Annotated in this window: 14 protein-coding genes and 1 tRNA gene; 5 read left to right on the top strand and 10 right to left on the bottom strand. The window is 55.0% G+C overall.

Features of this window, described 5'->3' with window-relative positions:
- The first annotated feature begins 197 nt into the window (after positions 1–197).
- From yihX to fabY, 3 genes are all read left to right on the top strand, one after another.
- Complete coding sequence (gene yihX / locus DD586_RS20560) at positions 198–809, top strand: glucose-1-phosphatase (RefSeq protein ID WP_012886716.1); 612 nt, start codon at positions 198–200, stop codon at positions 807–809.
- 7 nt (positions 810–816) lie between these two features.
- The gene (dtd, locus tag DD586_RS20555) at positions 817–1254 is read left to right on the top strand and encodes a D-aminoacyl-tRNA deacylase (protein ID WP_012886715.1); all 438 of its coding nucleotides are present in this window, start codon (positions 817–819) and stop codon (positions 1252–1254) included.
- Between the two features lie 134 nt (positions 1255–1388).
- The gene (fabY, locus tag DD586_RS20550) at positions 1389–2330 is read left to right on the top strand and encodes a fatty acid biosynthesis protein FabY (protein ID WP_012886714.1); all 942 of its coding nucleotides are present in this window, start codon (positions 1389–1391) and stop codon (positions 2328–2330) included.
- An 81-nt stretch (positions 2331–2411) separates the two neighbouring features.
- Here fabY and DD586_RS20545 read toward each other — a convergent pair whose 3' ends face one another.
- The 7 genes from DD586_RS20545 to gmk form a co-directional block, all read right to left on the bottom strand.
- Positions 2412–4166 carry an AsmA family protein gene (locus DD586_RS20545; protein ID WP_012886713.1) on the bottom strand — a complete coding sequence of 585 codons (1755 nt, stop codon included), beginning with the start codon at positions 4164–4166 and terminating at the stop codon, positions 2412–2414.
- Between the two features lie 349 nt (positions 4167–4515).
- Positions 4516–5904: a nucleobase:cation symporter-2 family protein gene (locus tag DD586_RS20540; RefSeq protein ID WP_012886712.1), complete on the bottom strand. Its 1389-nt coding sequence runs from the start codon at positions 5902–5904 to the stop codon at positions 4516–4518.
- A 201-nt stretch (positions 5905–6105) separates the two neighbouring features.
- Positions 6106–8187 carry an ATP-dependent DNA helicase RecG gene (gene recG / locus DD586_RS20535; protein WP_012886711.1) on the bottom strand — a complete coding sequence of 694 codons (2082 nt, stop codon included), beginning with the start codon at positions 8185–8187 and terminating at the stop codon, positions 6106–6108.
- Positions 8187–8879, bottom strand: coding sequence for a tRNA (guanosine(18)-2'-O)-methyltransferase TrmH (trmH, locus tag DD586_RS20530; RefSeq protein WP_012886710.1), 693 nt, complete (start codon positions 8877–8879; stop codon positions 8187–8189). Before trmH ends, recG begins: the two co-directional genes overlap by 1 nt.
- A 6-nt stretch (positions 8880–8885) precedes the next feature.
- Positions 8886–10988 (bottom strand): bifunctional GTP diphosphokinase/guanosine-3',5'-bis pyrophosphate 3'-pyrophosphohydrolase, encoded by a 2103-nt coding sequence (spoT, locus tag DD586_RS20525; RefSeq protein WP_012886709.1) that lies wholly within the window; start codon positions 10986–10988, stop codon positions 8886–8888.
- A gap of 24 nt (positions 10989–11012) precedes the next feature.
- The gene (rpoZ, locus tag DD586_RS20520; RefSeq protein ID WP_012886708.1) at positions 11013–11288 is read right to left on the bottom strand and encodes a DNA-directed RNA polymerase subunit omega; all 276 of its coding nucleotides are present in this window, start codon (positions 11286–11288) and stop codon (positions 11013–11015) included.
- Positions 11289–11342: 54 nt separating this feature from the next.
- Positions 11343–11966 carry a guanylate kinase gene (gene gmk, locus DD586_RS20515; RefSeq protein ID WP_012886707.1) on the bottom strand — a complete coding sequence of 208 codons (624 nt, stop codon included), beginning with the start codon at positions 11964–11966 and terminating at the stop codon, positions 11343–11345.
- A 292-nt stretch (positions 11967–12258) separates the two neighbouring features.
- Between gmk and ligB the strand changes: the two genes are divergently transcribed.
- Positions 12259–13944 (top strand): NAD-dependent DNA ligase LigB, encoded by a 1686-nt coding sequence (gene ligB / locus DD586_RS20510; protein WP_012886706.1) that lies wholly within the window; start codon positions 12259–12261, stop codon positions 13942–13944.
- A gap of 142 nt (positions 13945–14086) precedes the next feature.
- Positions 14087–14163, top strand: a tRNA-Pro gene (locus DD586_RS20505).
- A 454-nt stretch (positions 14164–14617) separates the two neighbouring features.
- On the opposite strand, the gene DD586_RS20500 is transcribed toward DD586_RS20505, so the two are convergent.
- The 3 genes from DD586_RS20500 to DD586_RS20490 are packed head-to-tail and all read right to left on the bottom strand — an operon-like array spanning position 14618 to position 16659.
- The gene (locus DD586_RS20500; RefSeq protein WP_012886705.1) at positions 14618–15241 is read right to left on the bottom strand and encodes a tetratricopeptide repeat protein; all 624 of its coding nucleotides are present in this window, start codon (positions 15239–15241) and stop codon (positions 14618–14620) included.
- 11 nt (positions 15242–15252) lie between these two features.
- Positions 15253–16047, bottom strand: coding sequence for an SDR family oxidoreductase (locus DD586_RS20495; RefSeq protein ID WP_012886704.1), 795 nt, complete (start codon positions 16045–16047; stop codon positions 15253–15255).
- 3 nt (positions 16048–16050) lie between these two features.
- Complete coding sequence (locus DD586_RS20490) at positions 16051–16659, bottom strand: iron-containing redox enzyme family protein (RefSeq protein WP_012886703.1); 609 nt, start codon at positions 16657–16659, stop codon at positions 16051–16053.
- Positions 16660–16804: the final 145 nt, after the last annotated feature.

Here is a 16804-nt window from a genome sequence, read left to right as displayed (position 1 = left end):
GGCGGACGACGGGATTTGACGGCGCTGCCTTACGATAAGGCCCCTTTATGGGGCCTTTGTTTTTTTAAGGCAACCGCTCCTGCGCTTGTATCTGGCCCGCCCCCTTTTTAACCTTATTATGATCCTGCTTATCCTCCCTATTCAGTACGGATTTTTCTCGCTACAGTGAAAACCCTACTGGCCTGTCTGGAGGACACATGCTGTATATCTTTGATTTAGGTAACGTCGTAATCGACATCGACTTCAATCGTGTTCTGGGGGTGTGGAGCAATCTGAGCGGCGCACCGCTGGCGACCCTGCGTAAGCGTTTTGAGCTGGGATACACCGTCGAGCTGCACGAGCGTGGTGAAATTAGCGATGAGGAGTTTGCGTCGCGATTGTGCCATGAGTTGGGGATATCACTCAGTTTTGAGCAGTTTTCGACCGGTTGGCAGGCAATTTTCATCGGTGTGCGCAAAGATGTGATCGATATCATGCATCGGTTGCGGCAGGAAGGCCATCGCGTGGTAATACTCTCCAATACCAATCGCCTGCACTGTCAATTCTGGCCGGGCGAATACCCCGAAGTACAACAAGCCGCCGACAGGCTTTATTTGTCTCAGGATATCGGTATGCGTAAACCGGAGGCGGCGATTTACCACCATGTGTTGTGCGAAGAGGGATTTGCAGCCGGTGACGCACTCTTTTTTGATGACAATGCCGCTAATGTTGAGGCGGCGAATGCGCTAGGTATCCGTTCTATTCTGGTCAGCGATCGGCAGGTGGTGCCGGATTTTTTTGCCAGCCAGGTTTTTAAGCAGGAGTCGTAAGGCCGTTATGATCGCATTAATTCAGCGAGTCTCCGCCGCCAGTGTGGCGGTAGAGGGAGCGATAGTCGGGGAGATAAACCACGGGCTGTTGGTATTACTGGGCGTAGAGCAGGGCGATGATGAACAAAAGGCGACCCGTTTATGTGAAAAGGTGATCGGCTATCGGATTTTCAGTGATGATAACGGCAAGATGAATGTGAATGTTCAGCAAGCTGGCGGCAGTGTGCTGGTGGTGTCGCAGTTTACGCTGGTGGCGGATACGCAAAAAGGGATGCGCCCCAGTTTTTCCCGTGGTGCCGCGCCAGCAGAGGCCGATCGCCTGTATCAGTATTTTGTCGGTCAATGTCGTGAGCATGGGCTGACGACGGAAACAGGCCGTTTTGCCGCAGACATGCAGGTTTCTCTGGTAAACGACGGGCCTGTTACGTTTTGGCTGCAGGTGTAGTTTAGTGACAGGTATAGCTTTGTGATAGGTATAGTCCTGGCGGTAGGTATGGCCTGATTGCGGGTGTAGGCTGACGTTAAGCAGCAATATTACGCTGTTAGCAGCAATATAAGTATGCGTTGAGAGGGGCGGTTATGTACTACCTGAGAGTACCGGAAAGCGCTGAAGAGCTGGACGCTTATTACCAGTTTCGCTGGGAAATGTTGCGTAAACCGCTACATCAGCCACTTGGCTCCGAACGGGATGCCTATGATGCGCTGGCGCACCATCAAACTATTGTCGATGGGCAAGGTAATTTGGTGGCGGTTGGCCGTCTCTCAATCAATGCTGAAAATGAAGCATCGATACGATTTCTGGCGGTTCATCCGGATGTTCAGCGTAAAGGGCTCGGAACCCTGATGGCGATGGCGTTGGAGTCGGTGGCGCGTCAGGAAGGCGTAAAGCGGGTGGTGTGTAGCGCCCGCGAGGATGCGATGGCGTTTTTTTCCCGCCTTGGCTTTGTGAATCAGGGTGAAATCACCACACCGATGACCACGCCGGTGCGTCATTTTCTGATGATTAAACCAGTGGCAACGCTGGATGACATTCTGCATCGCCCTGACTGGTGTGGTCAGTTACAGCAGGCATGGTACAACCATATTCCGTTGAGTGAAAAAATGGGTGTGCGCATCAGCCAGTACACCGGGCAGAAATTTATTACCACGATGCCGGAAACGGGGAACCAGAATCCGCACCATACGCTGTTTGCCGGTAGCATGTTCTCACTGGCGACCCTGACCGGGTGGGGGCTTATTTGGTTGCTGCTGCGCGAACGGCAACTGGGCGGCACCATTATTCTGGCGGATGCGCATATTCGCTACAGCACACCGGTAACCGGACGTCCCAGCGCGGTGGCGGATTTAGGGTCGCTGAGTGGTGATTTGGATAGGCTGGCTCGTGGTCGTAAAGCACGGGTTCAGTTACAGGTGGAACTGTTCGGCAATGATAAAAAAGGTGCCGTATTTGATGGTACCTACATTGTGTTGCCGCCAGATCAGAATGAATCACTGGAGCAAGGCGGTTCTGCCATTCGTTGATTCAACGCCGACGATAAGTGATGACGATAAATTGAAACAGCCACCAGGACGGTGGCTGTGTGTTTTTATGCGGTTTGGTAATTAAGGCTGTACGGCAGGCGCCGTTGGTGCCGAGGCGGGTTCAGCAGGTACCGAAGGGGCGGCGGGCGCACTGTCTGCCACTGTGCCCTGATGCATCGTCTGATTGATGGGATGTCCGGCGCTATCGACGCCTTGCAGCGTACCGTTGAGTGTAGGTTTCAGCGGGCTTGCCGCTTCCAGTCGACCATTCAGATGTAACTGCAGATTGGTGTTGCCGGTGGGTGCACTGGTAGGTGTCGGCCAGCCCCAGCGAGTCAGAATATCAAATGCGACGGCTTTGCCGTTCAGGTCCAGCGTAAATGCTCGCGCGGGCTGCTGTGCGATCACCGCTTTGGCTTCCAGTAAGCCGGTTTGGGTAAACGCGCTCAGGTCCGTTAGCGTGATTTGGTTGTCGTTAGCGTTTAACGCCAGTGAGGGACGACGAACATCCGCCTTGTTGAAGGTGGCGTCACTGGCATTCAGGTTCAACGAGCCTTGCCACACGCCCCACTGATGGTTACGTGCCAGCAGCAGATTACTGCCGAAGCCGTCCAGGGCGGTGAGCTGGAACGGGAACGCGGGGGTGATATCAATCAGCAGGTTGTGATTGGCGGTGAATTTCCGCAATTCCACTTCTGACAGCCAGTCGGGTAGCGTTTGTTGCCAGCGTTGGCGCCAATCTTCCGGTAGCGTGTATTCCATGCCTGCCACCACCAGCTCATCCAGCGTCAGTCGTTGATTGCTGCGCTGCCAGTTGCCGCTGGTACGCAGCAGGCCGCCTTCCCAACGGGTGGAAAACTGTTTGATGTTTACGCCCTGTTTTGACAAATCCAGACTGACGATCGGATCAACCAGATGCATGTTGCCATTGACGATATCGGTGGCGTTGAATGACAGCGAGCCGTCGTCACTCTGCCAGCTATTTTGCCGGAATGTCACATTCTGTAGGGTGACGTCCAGATCGGTAAATGCCCAGTTTTGCCCTTCGATGCGGGCATCAATCAGGTCAAAGCGATTGACGGTGACGGCAGGCAGACGAGTGACGGGTTGCCAGAAATCCGCCATCGACTGTCGGGTTTGCAACCGGACATTGCTCAGTCGCAGATTATTGACCAGCCAACTGCCGTCCGCAGCTCGGGAAGCATTTCCCGTCAGTTCCCCACGCGCCACGTCGGCCCCGAAATTCTCCAGCGTCAGTTGTTGGTTGGCAAACTGCCCTTGTACCAAGACCTTGCTGGCGGGCAGATCATTGAGCAGCAAAGAGTGAGCGCTAAGCTGGAAAGCGGCTTTCTTACCCAAAAGGTAGCCGGGCTCCGGCTGCCACGGGGTTATCCCCCCGGTGACCTGCTCGCCTTTCAGGCGCCAGTCGCCATCTTGCGCATGCAGCGCCATGGTTTTCAGTTGCAGAACATCGGCTTCAATCGGCAAGGTGAAATCGGTCTGTCCCAGATTGAGAGTTCCGCCTTCCAGCACCAGACTGGAAAAATGACGAGGGTCGGTAATCTGGCGTACGCTGAACCCCACCGAAACACGTTGCGCGACCAGTGTTATCGGTTGGTTTTTGTGGCCGAAACTGACATCCAGCAATTGAATACTGCCGGGCGAAGACCACTCATGCGCCATCTTTCTGAATGACACGTGGTATTCGGTACGTTGATTAACCCACTGACTGATATGCCTGGCTCCCCATTCAGTCTGGGCCAGGACATACAGCACCACCACAGCCAGTAGCGCCAGTAACAGCAGTGTGAGAAGAAGTTTCCCGATAAATTTCATTGCTTAAGTCCGCGCCATTCGCAAGGGATGATCGTGTTATGCCGTAATTATCCAGTCATCTCAACAGGTAACTTATTACAGACAATAAATAAGGGCCGATGTTATACCCGTCATACTTCAAGTTACAGGTGCGTTGGCTGCGCTCAGTCACCCGAATCACTTACCTGAGTAAGCTCATCGGGATTCCTTCCCTTGCCACGTTACAAGGCTCAATGCGCCTTGCCCTGAAGGGCCAACGCGTTGCGTTGTTCAAAACGCAACACGTTTTGTCCTGAAACTCGAACTATTTAGGGTATACCGCCATCGGCCCTTATTATCACGTAAGAGGAAAAATTTCTGGAAGCGCGCTTTACTCTTTTTCGTGAGGGAACACCAGATTCAACACGATTGCTGTGATACCGCCCGCAGCAATACCTGATGACAGCAGGGTTTTCAACCAGTCTGGCGCGAACTGCAAAATCAATGGCTGTTGGGAGACACCCAGACCAACGGCCAGCGACAGCGCGATAATCATAATAGCGCGACGATTAAGCGGCTCGCGGGAGACAATGCGCACCCCAGACGCGGCGATAGTACCGAACATGACGATAGTCGCGCCGCCCAGTACCGGTTCTGGAATATGCTGCACAAAACCGCTCACCGCCGGGAACAGACCCAGTACGATCAGCATCAATGCCACCACGAAACCGACATAGCGACTGGCAACCCCGGTTAGCTGAATCACGCCATTGTTTTGCCCAAAGCAGGAGTTGGGGAAGGTATTGAACACGGCAGACAGGCAAGAATTGAGGCCGTTTGCCAGTACGCCGCCCTTCAGGCGCTTCATGTAGAGCGGGCCGCTGACTGGTTGCTCGGAGACGTCGGAAGTGGCGGTGATATCACCGATGGTTTCCAGCGAGGTCACCATGAATACCAGCATCAGTGGGATCAACAGATTCCAGTCAAAACCAAGGCCATAGTACAACGGGGTGGGGACGTTAATCAGCGAGTGGCTGGATGTGCCAGTGCTTTCCGGCAGCATACCCATCAGCCAGGCGGCCAGATAACCGACGGCCATTGCGATAACCAGCGATGCCACGCGCAAATAAGGGTTACGCTGGCGGTTCAGGATGATAATCACCACCAGAACGATGGCTGCCAGCAGCAGGTTCTTCGGTGCCCCAAACGTATGGTTACTCATAGCGGCAAAACCACCGCCGATTGATGTCAGGCCAACCTGAATCAGCGACAGGCCGATGATCATCACGACGATACCGGAAACCAGCGGTGTAATAATGCGGCGAGCCAGGTGCAAAACGCGTGACAGCAGAATTTCGGTGCAAGAGGCTACCATCAGCGTGCCGAATAGCGCCGCCATCATCGTCGGCACATCCGCACCACCATTTTTCAGCGCCATACCGCCCATAATCAGCGGGGTAACAAAGTTGAAGCTGGTCCCCTGAATGGACAACAGGCCGGAGCCGACCGGTCCCCAGGTTTTGATTTGCAAAATGGAAGCCAGACCGGAAGCGAACAGTGACATGCTGATGATGTGCTGCGTATCCTGTGCTGGCAGGCCCAACGCCTGACAAATCAGTAACGCCGGGGTGATGACCGCGACGAACATCGCCAACAGATGCTGGCAAGCGGCGAACAGCGTCTGCGGTAAAGGAGGCCGGTCCTCCAGACGGTAAATCAGCTCGCTGTTTGCCGGGGTAACGGCGTCAGTCTGGGGTAGCTCGGTGGTGGAAAGACTCATATTGCGGGGCGCTCCTGAACGGCAAAAAACGCATTTTAATCATCTGCTCTGTAAAAGCAATCGATTGCGGAATGGGATTTACTTATCACCGGGAATCATCGTCGCAAACAGATAAACCCAACCGGGGCATAATCCTTTTATTCATGATATGGGTAACAATGCCGGGATGAGGGCAAAGCAATAAAAATGCTTTCTACGTTATCAGGCGTTGGTATAACGGGTGCGTTCTGGCAGCCAGCGCTCGATCAGTGCTCTGGCGTGTTCCGGGTAGTGCTCATGGATATGGCGTGATACCCGTTGGACTTGCGGAATCAAAGCCTGATCGCGCAGTAAATCTGCCACCTTGAAGGCAGCGTTACCGGTCTGACGGGTGCCGAGCAGTTCGCCGGGCCCGCGAATTTCCAGGTCGCGCTGGGCGATGACGAAGCCATCATTGCTATCGCGCAGAACCTGAAGCCGCATTTGCGCGGTTTTACTTAGTGGCGATTTGTACAGTAATACGCAGTGGGAGGCGACGGCACCACGGCCGACGCGGCCACGCAACTGGTGTAACTGCGCCAACCCCAGTCGCTCCGGGTTTTCGATGATCATCAGGCTGGCATTCGGCACATCCACGCCCACTTCAATTACTGTCGTTGCGACCAACAGGTGCAGTTGGTTGGTTTTGAATGCTTCCATGACGGCCTGTTTTTCCTGGGCTTTCATCCGGCCATGTACCAGACCAACCGTGAGCTCGGGTAACGCGGCTTTTAGTTCCTGGCAGGTCGCTTCGGCCGCCTGTGCTTCCAACAGTTCGGATTCTTCAATCAGGGTGCAGACCCAGTATGCCTGCCGCCCTTCTTGCAGACAGGCATGGCGCACCCGCTCAATGATGTCGGCGCGGCGGGTGTCGGGAATGGCGACGGTGGTTACCGGTGTGCGGCCCGGTGGCAGCTCATCGATGACCGAGGTGTCCAGGTCGGCATAGGCGGTCATCGCCAGTGTGCGGGGAATCGGTGTGGCAGTCATGATCAACTGGTGAGGGTGGAAGCCCTGCTCTTCGCCTTTTTCCCACAACGCCAGCCGCTGATGCACGCCAAATCGGTGTTGTTCGTCGATAATCACCAACGCCAGGCCGCTGAACTGAACCTGTTGCTGAAAAATAGCATGGGTGCCGATCACCATGGAAACCTGTCCACTGGCGATAGCCTCCTGCTGGGCTTGCCGCGCCTTACCCTTTTGCTTGCCCGCGAGCCAGCCCACCTCAATGCCCAGTGGTTCGAACCAGCGACGGAAATTGGCGGCATGTTGCTCAGCCAGCAATTCCGTTGGTGCCATCAACGCCACCTGTTTGCCGTGAGCGATGGCCCGCAACGCCGCCAACGCTGCGACCAGTGTTTTACCGGAGCCGACATCGCCCTGAACCAGACGCATCATCGGAAAGGGTTGATTCATATCCTGTTCGATTTCCGCCACCACCCGTTGTTGCGCGCCGGTCGGGCTGAACGGCAGCGCGGCCAGCAGTTGTTGCTTCAGGTCGTCTTTGGTATCCAGCGCCAGCGCCCGGTGGCGCTGTGCACCCGCGCGTACCGCCAGCATACTCAGGTGGTGTGCCAGAAGTTCTTCCATCACCAGACGTTGCTGTGCCGGGTGCTTCCCCTGTTCCAATTCCGCCAGCTTTACATCCGGTGGTGGGCGGTGCAGGGTGCGTAACGCATCTGGCAGGCTGATCAATCCGTGGCGCATTTCCTGGGGCAGGAGTTCGTCAATCGGATGGGTATCCAGCAGTTTGAGCGCCTGGTCGGTCAGCTTACGCAGCGTCGCCTGCCGCACGCCCTCGGTGGTGGGATAAACCGGCGTCAGTGTTTCTTGCAGCTCGACAGTCGCGCTTTCGCCCTGCACCCGGTATTCCGGATGGATCATTTCGCCGCCCAGCTTGCCGCGTCGTATTTCCCCATAAGCCAGTACGCGCTGGCCCGGCGACAGGCTATTTTTCATAGCCGCGTTGAAATTAAAGAAACGTAGCGTGAGCATGCCGCTGCCGTCGCTGATTTGGCAGGTCAGCATTCGGCGTTGGCCGAAGGTGATATCGCTGCGCAGCACATCGCCTTCTACCGTAGCGTACATGCCCGGCAACAGATCGTTAATGTGATAAAGATGGGTGCGGTCTTCGTAGCGAAGAGGCAGATGCAGCAGCAGATCCTGCACCGTTTCCAGACCAAGGCGGGCCAGTTTTTCCGCCTGGCTGGCCCCGACGCCGGCAAGGGTGCTCAACGGCTGGGTATGCAGCAGGCGGCTATCCATTATTGCTCCGTGGATTGCATCGCCGCCCACCAGGGCGCATCGGCAATCACCTGGCCGGTCTGGTCAATATGCGGGCGCGGCAGCCCTTTGCGTTTGGCGACGCGGGCCAGTACCGGATAACCCCCCTCAAACAGCAGGCGCTGTTGCTCTTCCTCATCCAGGGGGCTGTCTTCACGCTGGTACATCCCTGCCAACTGACGCTGGCGTTGCGCTTCATACAGAATCAGGGCGGAAGCCACCGACACGTTCAGCGACTGCACCATACCGATCATCGGAATGATGATGTCCTGATCAGCGAGAGCCAACGCCTCGCCAGAGATACCGGTTTTTTCCTGGCCAAGCAGGATACAGGTCGGGCGTGTGTAATCCACATCGCGGAAGTCGACCGCGTCGGCGGACAGATTGGTCGCCAGAATTTGCATCCCCTGCGTTTTCAGATGGCGGGCAGCGTCCTGAATCGTACGGTGGGTTTTGACTTGAACCCAACTGTTGCTGCCAGCCGCGGTAGACACCAGGGTTTTCATGCGACTGGTGGGCCACACGGCATGCACCTGATGTACACCAACGGCATCGGCGGTACGGATAACGGCGGATACGTTGTGTGGCTTATGCACCTGCTCCATGCACACAGTCAGGTCAGGCTGACGGTTGTTAAGCATCTCGCGGATACGCGTATAACGTTCTGGGGTCATAACTGGCTAATTTCGGTTACGGTTGACTTTAATCACGTCCGGCATCACGCGGATCTTGCGCATAATATTCGCAAGATGGATACGGTCGCGTGTGGTGAGGCGAATAAAGGCGCTGTACACCCGGCCATCCCGTTCTTCAGTGTTGATACTCTGAATATTGGAGTTCGATGCGCTGATCGCCGCCGTCAGGTTGGCCAATGCCCCCTGATGGTTGAACATGTCGACCTTGATTTCCGTCATGAAATCTTGCTCGGTTACCTCATCCCACTCTACCGCCATGAATTTCTCAGGCTCTTTCTGGTAGCCCCGGATGTTGCGGCAGGATTCATGATGAATCACCAGCCCTTTGCCGGGGCTGACATGCGCGATAATCGGGTCGCCGGGGATGGGGCGGCAGCACTTAGCGAAGGTGATCAAGACGCCGTCGGCACCCTTGATAGGCAGTTTGCGGATGCCGGTCGTACCGTTTTCAGTGTGTTCTTCCAGTAAATTGCGCGCTACCACCACGCTCATGGCATTACCCAGACCGATTTCCGCCAACAGGTCATCCAGGGAGGCGAGCTTCATACGCTCCAGCTCTCGCTGAATGTTTTGCTCCGGAATGTCGGACAGTTTGCGGCCGCTGCCCAATGCATGGTTAATCAGACGGCGCCCCAGGCTGACAGAATCGTCACGCTTGAGGTTTTTCAGCATCTGGCGAATCTTGGCGCGGGCTTTCGAACTGACGACAAAGTTGAGCCAGGCAGCGTTCGGGCGAGCACCCGGCGCGGTGATGATTTCGATGGTTTGCCCGCTGGACAACGCCTGAGACAGCGGATAAGGCTGGCGGTCGACGCGTGCACCGACGCAGGCGTGACCGATGTCGGTGTGTACCGCGTAAGCGAAGTCCACCGGTGTCGCGCCAGCAGGCAGCTCGACAATGCGGCCTTCTGGCGTGAACACGTAAATTTCGTCTGGGAACAGGTCTGATTTAACACTTTCGATGAATTCGAAAGAGCTCCCGGCGCTTTGCTGCAGTTCCAACAGGCTTTGCATCCAGCGTTGAGCGCGCACCTGTGCCGTGGTGCTGCTGCTTTCGCCTTCTTTGTAAGCCCAATGCGCCGCAACCCCCATTTCCGCCATCTGGTCCATGTCCTCGGTACGGATCTGGACTTCCACCGGTACGCCATGTGGCCCGATAAGGGAGGTATGGAGCGACTGATAGCCGTTAGCTTTAGGGATAGCGATATAGTCTTTCACGCGGCCCGGGCGCGGTTTGTATAAGCTGTGTACCTGCCCCAGCACGCGATAGCAGGTATCGACTTCCCGCACGATCACCCGAAAGGCATAGATATCCATAATTGAATGAAAGCGCTGTTCTTTCAGGTGCATCTTGCAATAAATGGAGTACAGATGCTTTTCGCGGCCGCTGACGCGACAACTGATGCCCGCTTCTTTCAAACGCCCTTCAATTTCGGAGAGGATCTTCTGAATCATCTCCTTACGGTTGCCGCGGGCGGCTTTCACCACCTCTTTAATGACGCGGTAGCGGTTGGGGTAGAGCGCTTCAAAGCCCAGCTCTTCGAGCTCAGTCTTCAGATGATGAATACCGAGACGGTGCGCGAGCGGACTGTAAATTTCCAGCGTTTCCCGGGCGATGCGTCGGCGTTTGTCCGGACGCAACGATCCCAGTGTTCGCATGTTATGGGTGCGGTCGGCCAGTTTGATCAGAATGACGCGGATATCCTGCACCATCGCCATGATCATTTTGCGGAAGTTTTCTGCCTGCGCTTCTTTCTTATCGCGGAATTGCAGCTTATCCAGCTTGGAGACGCCTTCCACCAGTTCAGCCACGCTTTTGCCGAACAGCTGTTCCATATCCTGGTAGGTGGCGGGCGTATCTTCGATGACATCATGCAGCAAGGCGGCCATCAGCGTTTCATAGTCGAGACGCATTTCAGCCAAAATACAGGCTACCGCCACCGGATGCGTGATATAGGGCTCACCGCTGGAGCGTGTCTGGCCCTCGTGAGCGTCACGTGCAACGAGATAAGCCTGCTTGAGACGTTTTATCTGCTCTTCTGGCAGATAACGCTGAATCAGCAGATTGAGGCTTTCAAACAGATACAAGGGCGACTCACGACCGAATGCGAATTAACGACGACCTTCAGCGATGGCGGTAACTGCCTGAATTTCCGCTGCTTCCTGTTCCTGTTGTTCCTGGCGTTCACGGGTGTCCAGAATCTGACCGTTGATCAGGCCTTCTTCAATTTCGCGCAGGGCAATCACGGTGTACTTATCGTTTTCTTCCGGAACCAGTGGATCTTTGCCACCCACCTGGATCTGACGGGCGCGACGAGCGGCGACCAGCACCAGGTCAAAACGGTTACCAATTTTTTCTACAGCGTCCTGAACAGTTACGCGTGCCATAGTGTGTACTCCAGTGGGGAAATAAAATGACTGGGCATCATACTGAAAGTGCCGTCAGTCTGCCAATAGTTTGGTGATTAAAGCGTCATGTCGAACTTTCTGGCGGCTCAGGCGCAGACGCTCGGCGCGAATAATGGTTTTCAGATCCAGTAATGCCAGATCGAAATCGTCATTCACAATAAGATAATCGTATTCAGCGTAATGGCTCATTTCTGCCACCGCCTGCTTCATCCGGCGGGCAATGACCTCTTCGCTGTCCTGACCGCGCCCGCGCAGGCGACGTTCCAGTTCGTCTTGCGAAGGCGGCAGAATGAAAATACTGCGGGCTTGCGGCATGCGCTCGCGGATCTGGCGTGCGCCCTGCCAGTCAATGTCCAGAAAGACGTCAACGCCGGTGGAAAGCACCTGTTCGATAGCCGCGCGGGACGTACCGTAATAATTGCCGAAAACCTCAGCGTATTCCAGAAAGTCATCCGCTGCGATCATCTGCTTAAATTCATCTGTCGGGACGAAGAAGTAGTGTTCACCGTGAACTTCACCCGGGCGCATGGCGCGTGTGGTGTGCGAAATGGAAACCTGGGTGTCATAGAGCGGCTGTGTTTTCAACAGCGCCTGAATTAAACTCGATTTCCCTGCACCACTGGGGGCGGAAACAATATACAACGTGCCTTGAGCCATAATGAATTCTGCGTCTGATAAAGATGGAAGAAGAGATGCAACCAGTTGCGCGTTTTTCCGCATTATACACGCCGCTGTGTAGGCCGTCGCGTGGTGAAACATAGCCTGATACTCCACCCGTTATCTGTCACCCCACCTTTGTTTACTTTGCGGGCCGCTTTCCCGTTTTTCTGCCGCTTGCTGCAAAGTACCCAATACTGTGCGGCTTAGTTCGCATCGCCTGATTTTTACGCTCGTATTTTCTGGTTGTCTGCGGATTAATGCCTGGGTTTTCGCTCAGGGAGGAAAAGTGATGCGATATCGATACGCGTTGGTCGTCATGTTGTGGTGTGTGACCAGCGGATGGGTTAAGGCAGAGCCTTGTCCGGCATGGTCCCCCGCACGGGCTGAACAGGAGATAGCCCGGCTGGGGCAACAACTGACGCAGTGGGACAATGCTTATTATGACCGTGGCCAGAGCCCGGTTGACGATCAGGTCTATGATCAACTGCGCCAAACGCTGGCGACCTGGCAGGTGTGTTTTCAGGCGGACGCCGACGGCTTTGCGGTTAGCCTGCCATCAAGTGGTAAGCAACCACACCCGGTGGCGCATACCGGCCTGAAAAAACTGACTGAACCGGCGGAACTGAAACAGTGGATAGCCCAGCATCGTAACCTGTGGATACAACCTAAAATCGACGGTGTAGCGGTGACGCTGGTGTATGAACAAGGAAAATTGGTTAGCGCCATCAGTCGCGGCAACGGTCGGCAGGGGGAAGACTGGACAGATAAAGTACGTCAGATGAATGCCGTGCCGCAGCAACTTTCCGGTATATCGGGTCGTCTGGTGTTGCAGGGGGAGCTGTATTTGTCGGTGACGGCGCACCGTCAGCAGCAGACCGGCGGCATCAATGCACGGGCTCAGGTCGCGGGTGAAATGCGGCGAAAACAACCGTCACCGTTGTTGTCTCGCATTGACGTGTTCATCTGGGCCTGGCCTGACGGCCCGGCAGACATGTCGACGCGGCTTGCGGCATTACGGGAACTGGGATTTGGGCTAACAGCAGACTACACCCAGCCCATTGCTTCCTTTGAAGAGGCGGCGCGATGGCGTGAACGCTGGTATCAAGCGCCGCTGCCGTTTGTAACCGATGGCGTGGTATTGCATCAGTCGCAGGAGCCCGCCGGGCGTTACTGGCAGGATACGCCAGCTGAGTGGGCCGTAGCCTGGAAATACCCGTTAGTGAATCGGGTAACGGAAGTCACCGGTGTTGATGTCGAGATCGGGCGTACCGGCAGAATGACGGTCGTGTTGCAGGTACAACCCATGATGCTGGATGACAAGAACGTGAGTCGGGTCAATCTCGGTTCGGTATCCCGCTGGCGGCAGTGGGATGTATTACCGGGTGATCGGGTCAGCATCAGTCTGGCAGGATTGGGGATTCCCCGACTGGACGCGGTGGTGTGGCGCGGTGCGGTACGTGAGGCGATTAGCGTTCCGGTGGCGTCATCTTTTGATGTATTCAGTTGCTTGCAATGGAGCAAGGCATGTCAGCCACAGTTTCTGGCCCGACTGGTGTGGATGAGCGGACGTAATGGGCTGTCGCTCAGCGGTATCAGTGAGGGCACCTGGCGACGGCTGATACAGCAGGGTAAGGTCATTGATGTCGTTTCCTGGCTGGCGCTTGAGCCTGCGCAGCTGGCGGCAGGCGGTGATTTTGATAAACAACACGTAGAGCGGATTTATCACCAGTTCCAGCGGGCGCGTCGCCAGCCGTTGCGTCAGTGGTTGCTGGCGTTAGGGTTGCCGTTACCATCCAGTGCCCGACAGGCGTTGGATGGCGCTTCGTTCGAGCAATTACAGCAACGATCTGTCGCACAATGGCAGCAATTTTCGGGGATTGGCGTGCGGCGAGCACAACGTATTCGGGATTTTCTGCACCACCCCGAGATAGTCCGTCAACTGACGTGGCTTAATGAGCAAGGCGTGAAATCATGACGGGAATAAGCGCGTTTAGGCGCGTATACGGCGTCTGGCTGCCGGGTCGGACACTTTGTCATCAACCTGTCGGCTTTTATAAAAAAGCCTATGAAAAAGGATTGACGCTATAGTAGGGGAGCAGTAATATGCGCCCCGCATTCGGTGAGTGGCGCAGCCTGGTAGCGCACTTCGTTCGGGACGAAGGGGTCGGAGGTTCGAATCCTCTCTCACCGACCATTTTAAAACGATAAAACCCGATTATCGTTAACATGAAACTCGCATCTTACCGATAGCGAGTTTTTTTGTTTTTATTGTCTGGTGTGGTGTTTTTTTCACCGTTTCCTTTGCTTTTCAGACTTCGCTATCCTAAATCCCACTGTAGACGCTATTTCTCTGTTGCTTTTATGTGAAGCACGCTGTTTTCACCACAGATATTCTCCTCATTTTTTTCTATAATTTTTTGTTTTTATTCTGGTTTTCGTCACTGGTGGTGCCTTTTTGTCGGCTTTTACCTTTATTTACATTAAAGCGGTCCGCTACCCCGTTTCCTCGTGAAGATGTTAGCTGTTTTAATCTGGATGTATCAATAAAAGGTGAAAAAAACGACACGAGGAAGTACAAGGCGGTTAAGTAATGACAGAGGTGGCACGAAACCACCGTGTAGGTTGAACCCGAAGGGAGTCGCTGTTGTTTATCTTAACTGCGCCAGCGCCTTTTCGGCCTCTGCGCGACGCCCCTGATCGGCAATTTCACGCCCCGGACGCGGCGCGACGGTCAGCGCAGTGTTCAGGTATTGTCTGGCTTCCGTTTTGCGCCCGGCTTTCAGCAGAAAGTCGCCGTAAAAGAAGTTAGCGTCAATGCTGGTGGGGTTCACTTTCAAGGCGGTTTTGAGGTATCGCTCCGCTTTTTTATCGTCACCAAACCCTAGCGGCCAGCCCGGTACCTGATAGTAAAGTACCCCGAGGATGGTATAAGCCGCGCCATTGAGTGCTTGTGGATCAATAACAATGGCTTGTTCCAGCAGGCTTTTGGCTTGCCCGGCCAGATTGAGCGCTTCCATACCGTCTTTGACTCCCGCCCAGCTACTCTCCACCATTGCCGACGAGATCAAATAGTCCGCGCGGTTGGGGTAATTTTCCGCCAGTTCCTGCGCCTGTTGGCTGAGTGTGGCGAAACAGGCTTCTTTCATGCTCGCTGGCGTTCTGTACTGGCAGACTGACCATTGCCGATGGATATCCATCGACATATCGCCGGCATAGGTCATGCCGGTTGCCAGTAATCCGCTAAACAGTAGCACCATCGAACGCAGAGTCATGTACGATTTCCCTATTTTTTTTGTGATGTTATATAACGCTGGATCACGGCCAACTGGCGCCGGATGGCTTTATCCACCACCGTGGGCAATAGTGCATTTAGCGCCACAAACACTTTTTCTGGCCACCCCAGCCATTGGCGTAACGTTTCCCGCTCCAGCGCGTTAACCATGCGATCGGCTACCCAGTCAGGACGGTCGCTACGATAGCCCAGTTCCTGCATCAGCCTGCTGGCGGTGGATGTATTGCCTTTGGTGTCGACGGCTCTGGGAGCAAGGTGCAATACTTTAACGCCTTTTGATGACAGTTCGCGGTGCAGTGCCTCACTAAATCCGCGTAAAGCGAATTTGCTGGCGCAATATACGCTGTATCCAGGGTAGCCGATCCCGTCCAGCGTGGAGCCAATATTCATGATAATGCCGGGTGTGTTGATACAGCCGAGCAATGCATGCGTCAGCAGGATCGGCACCTCGGTGTTTAGCATGAGCTGCTGGCGAATCGTGTCGTGGCTTTGATCGTTAAACGCGCTAAAGGTCGAGGTGTCGGTGTTGTTAATCAGCACGTCCAGCCTGGCGTTTTCCGGAAAACACTCTGCCAGCGCGTCGAGATCCTGTTCGTTACAGAGGTCTGCCAGCAAAATATTGTGATGACCGGCATCAGGCAGTCTGCGCTGTAACGCCAGCAACGCCTGTTCGTTACGGCCTACCAGGTATAACCTGGCGCCTTTGGCGGCCAGTGCCATCGCCAGCGCCTGACCCAGGTTGCTGCTGGCGCCAGTCAATAGAATACGTTTATTGTCGAGTTTCATAGCTTAGTGCTCCGTGAGGCTGTGCAGCATATCGCCGTACAGCCGATAAACCACGTGAGCGGCGTGGATGATGGCGGCCTGATCGGCTGAGTCGTTAATGTTATCCATCAGTGTGGCGAAGCAAGGAAGCGGCGTCTGATTCGTCGGAGCCCGTGATGGCGATTGACCTGTGGTGCTGGTCGTAATGTTGAGATTGAGACCTTCCAGTACGTGCATCAGGCCGAAGATGCTCATGGGGTTGCCGCGCTGGATCTGATCGTAAAAGTAAGCGGCCATCAACTCGATCCACTCAGCGACCGCACGCTGACGCCAGGTATCCATTTCAATACCACAGGCACGAATTTTGCGGCGAAGCGACGCCTTGTAGCCATACTCGGCGTCGAGGTACGTCGTTAGTGCCTGACGTGCCCACTCCTGATGCTGGGGAACACGCCCGCTCGCGGCCATCAACAGTGGCACGGTATAGCTGACGTGGTGATAAATCTGCGTCAGAAAAGCAACGTACATTTCCCCGGTAATGGTCCCCTGGCGGCAGGCGTGAATAACCGGCGCGGACATCATGAGTTGCTGCGAGGCTGAGGTGGCGGATTGTAGTTGTTGGTAAAAGCTCATGTCTTACTCCTGAATGGCGCGTTGACAGTCGTAAAGCGGCCGCTAAGGATGCGATGGTGTCATGCTAGCGGGGGAGCATTAAGAGAGACTTAAGACGATTAAAAAATCGTTTTACTCCTGGATTTGACGTCAAAATCTGCAGGTG

This window comes from Dickeya parazeae Ech586 (genome assembly GCF_000025065.1).
GTDB classification, from domain to species: domain Bacteria; phylum Pseudomonadota; class Gammaproteobacteria; order Enterobacterales; family Enterobacteriaceae; genus Dickeya; species Dickeya zeae.
Note: the sequence above shows the minus strand (reverse complement) of the source record. Positions and strands in the feature narration are given on the sequence as shown.

Coding starts and splice junctions, on each gene's coding strand:
- yihX (WP_012886716.1), top strand. CDS start 198: ATGCTGTATATCTTTGATTTAGGTAACGTCGTAATCGACATCGACTTC.
- dtd (WP_012886715.1), top strand. CDS start 817: ATGATCGCATTAATTCAGCGAGTCTCCGCCGCCAGTGTGGCGGTAGAG.
- fabY (WP_012886714.1), top strand. CDS start 1,389: ATGTACTACCTGAGAGTACCGGAAAGCGCTGAAGAGCTGGACGCTTAT.
- DD586_RS20545 (WP_012886713.1), bottom strand. CDS start 4,166: ATGAAATTTATCGGGAAACTTCTTCTCACACTGCTGTTACTGGCGCTA.
- DD586_RS20540 (WP_012886712.1), bottom strand. CDS start 5,904: ATGAGTCTTTCCACCACCGAGCTACCCCAGACTGACGCCGTTACCCCG.
- recG (WP_012886711.1), bottom strand. CDS start 8,187: ATGGATAGCCGCCTGCTGCATACCCAGCCGTTGAGCACCCTTGCCGGC.
- trmH (WP_012886710.1), bottom strand. CDS start 8,879: ATGACCCCAGAACGTTATACGCGTATCCGCGAGATGCTTAACAACCGT.
- rpoZ (WP_012886708.1), bottom strand. CDS start 11,288: ATGGCACGCGTAACTGTTCAGGACGCTGTAGAAAAAATTGGTAACCGT.
- gmk (WP_012886707.1), bottom strand. CDS start 11,966: ATGGCTCAAGGCACGTTGTATATTGTTTCCGCCCCCAGTGGTGCAGGG.
- ligB (WP_012886706.1), top strand. CDS start 12,259: ATGCGATATCGATACGCGTTGGTCGTCATGTTGTGGTGTGTGACCAGC.
- DD586_RS20500 (WP_012886705.1), bottom strand. CDS start 15,241: ATGACTCTGCGTTCGATGGTGCTACTGTTTAGCGGATTACTGGCAACC.
- DD586_RS20495 (WP_012886704.1), bottom strand. CDS start 16,047: ATGAAACTCGACAATAAACGTATTCTATTGACTGGCGCCAGCAGCAAC.
- DD586_RS20490 (WP_012886703.1), bottom strand. CDS start 16,659: ATGAGCTTTTACCAACAACTACAATCCGCCACCTCAGCCTCGCAGCAA.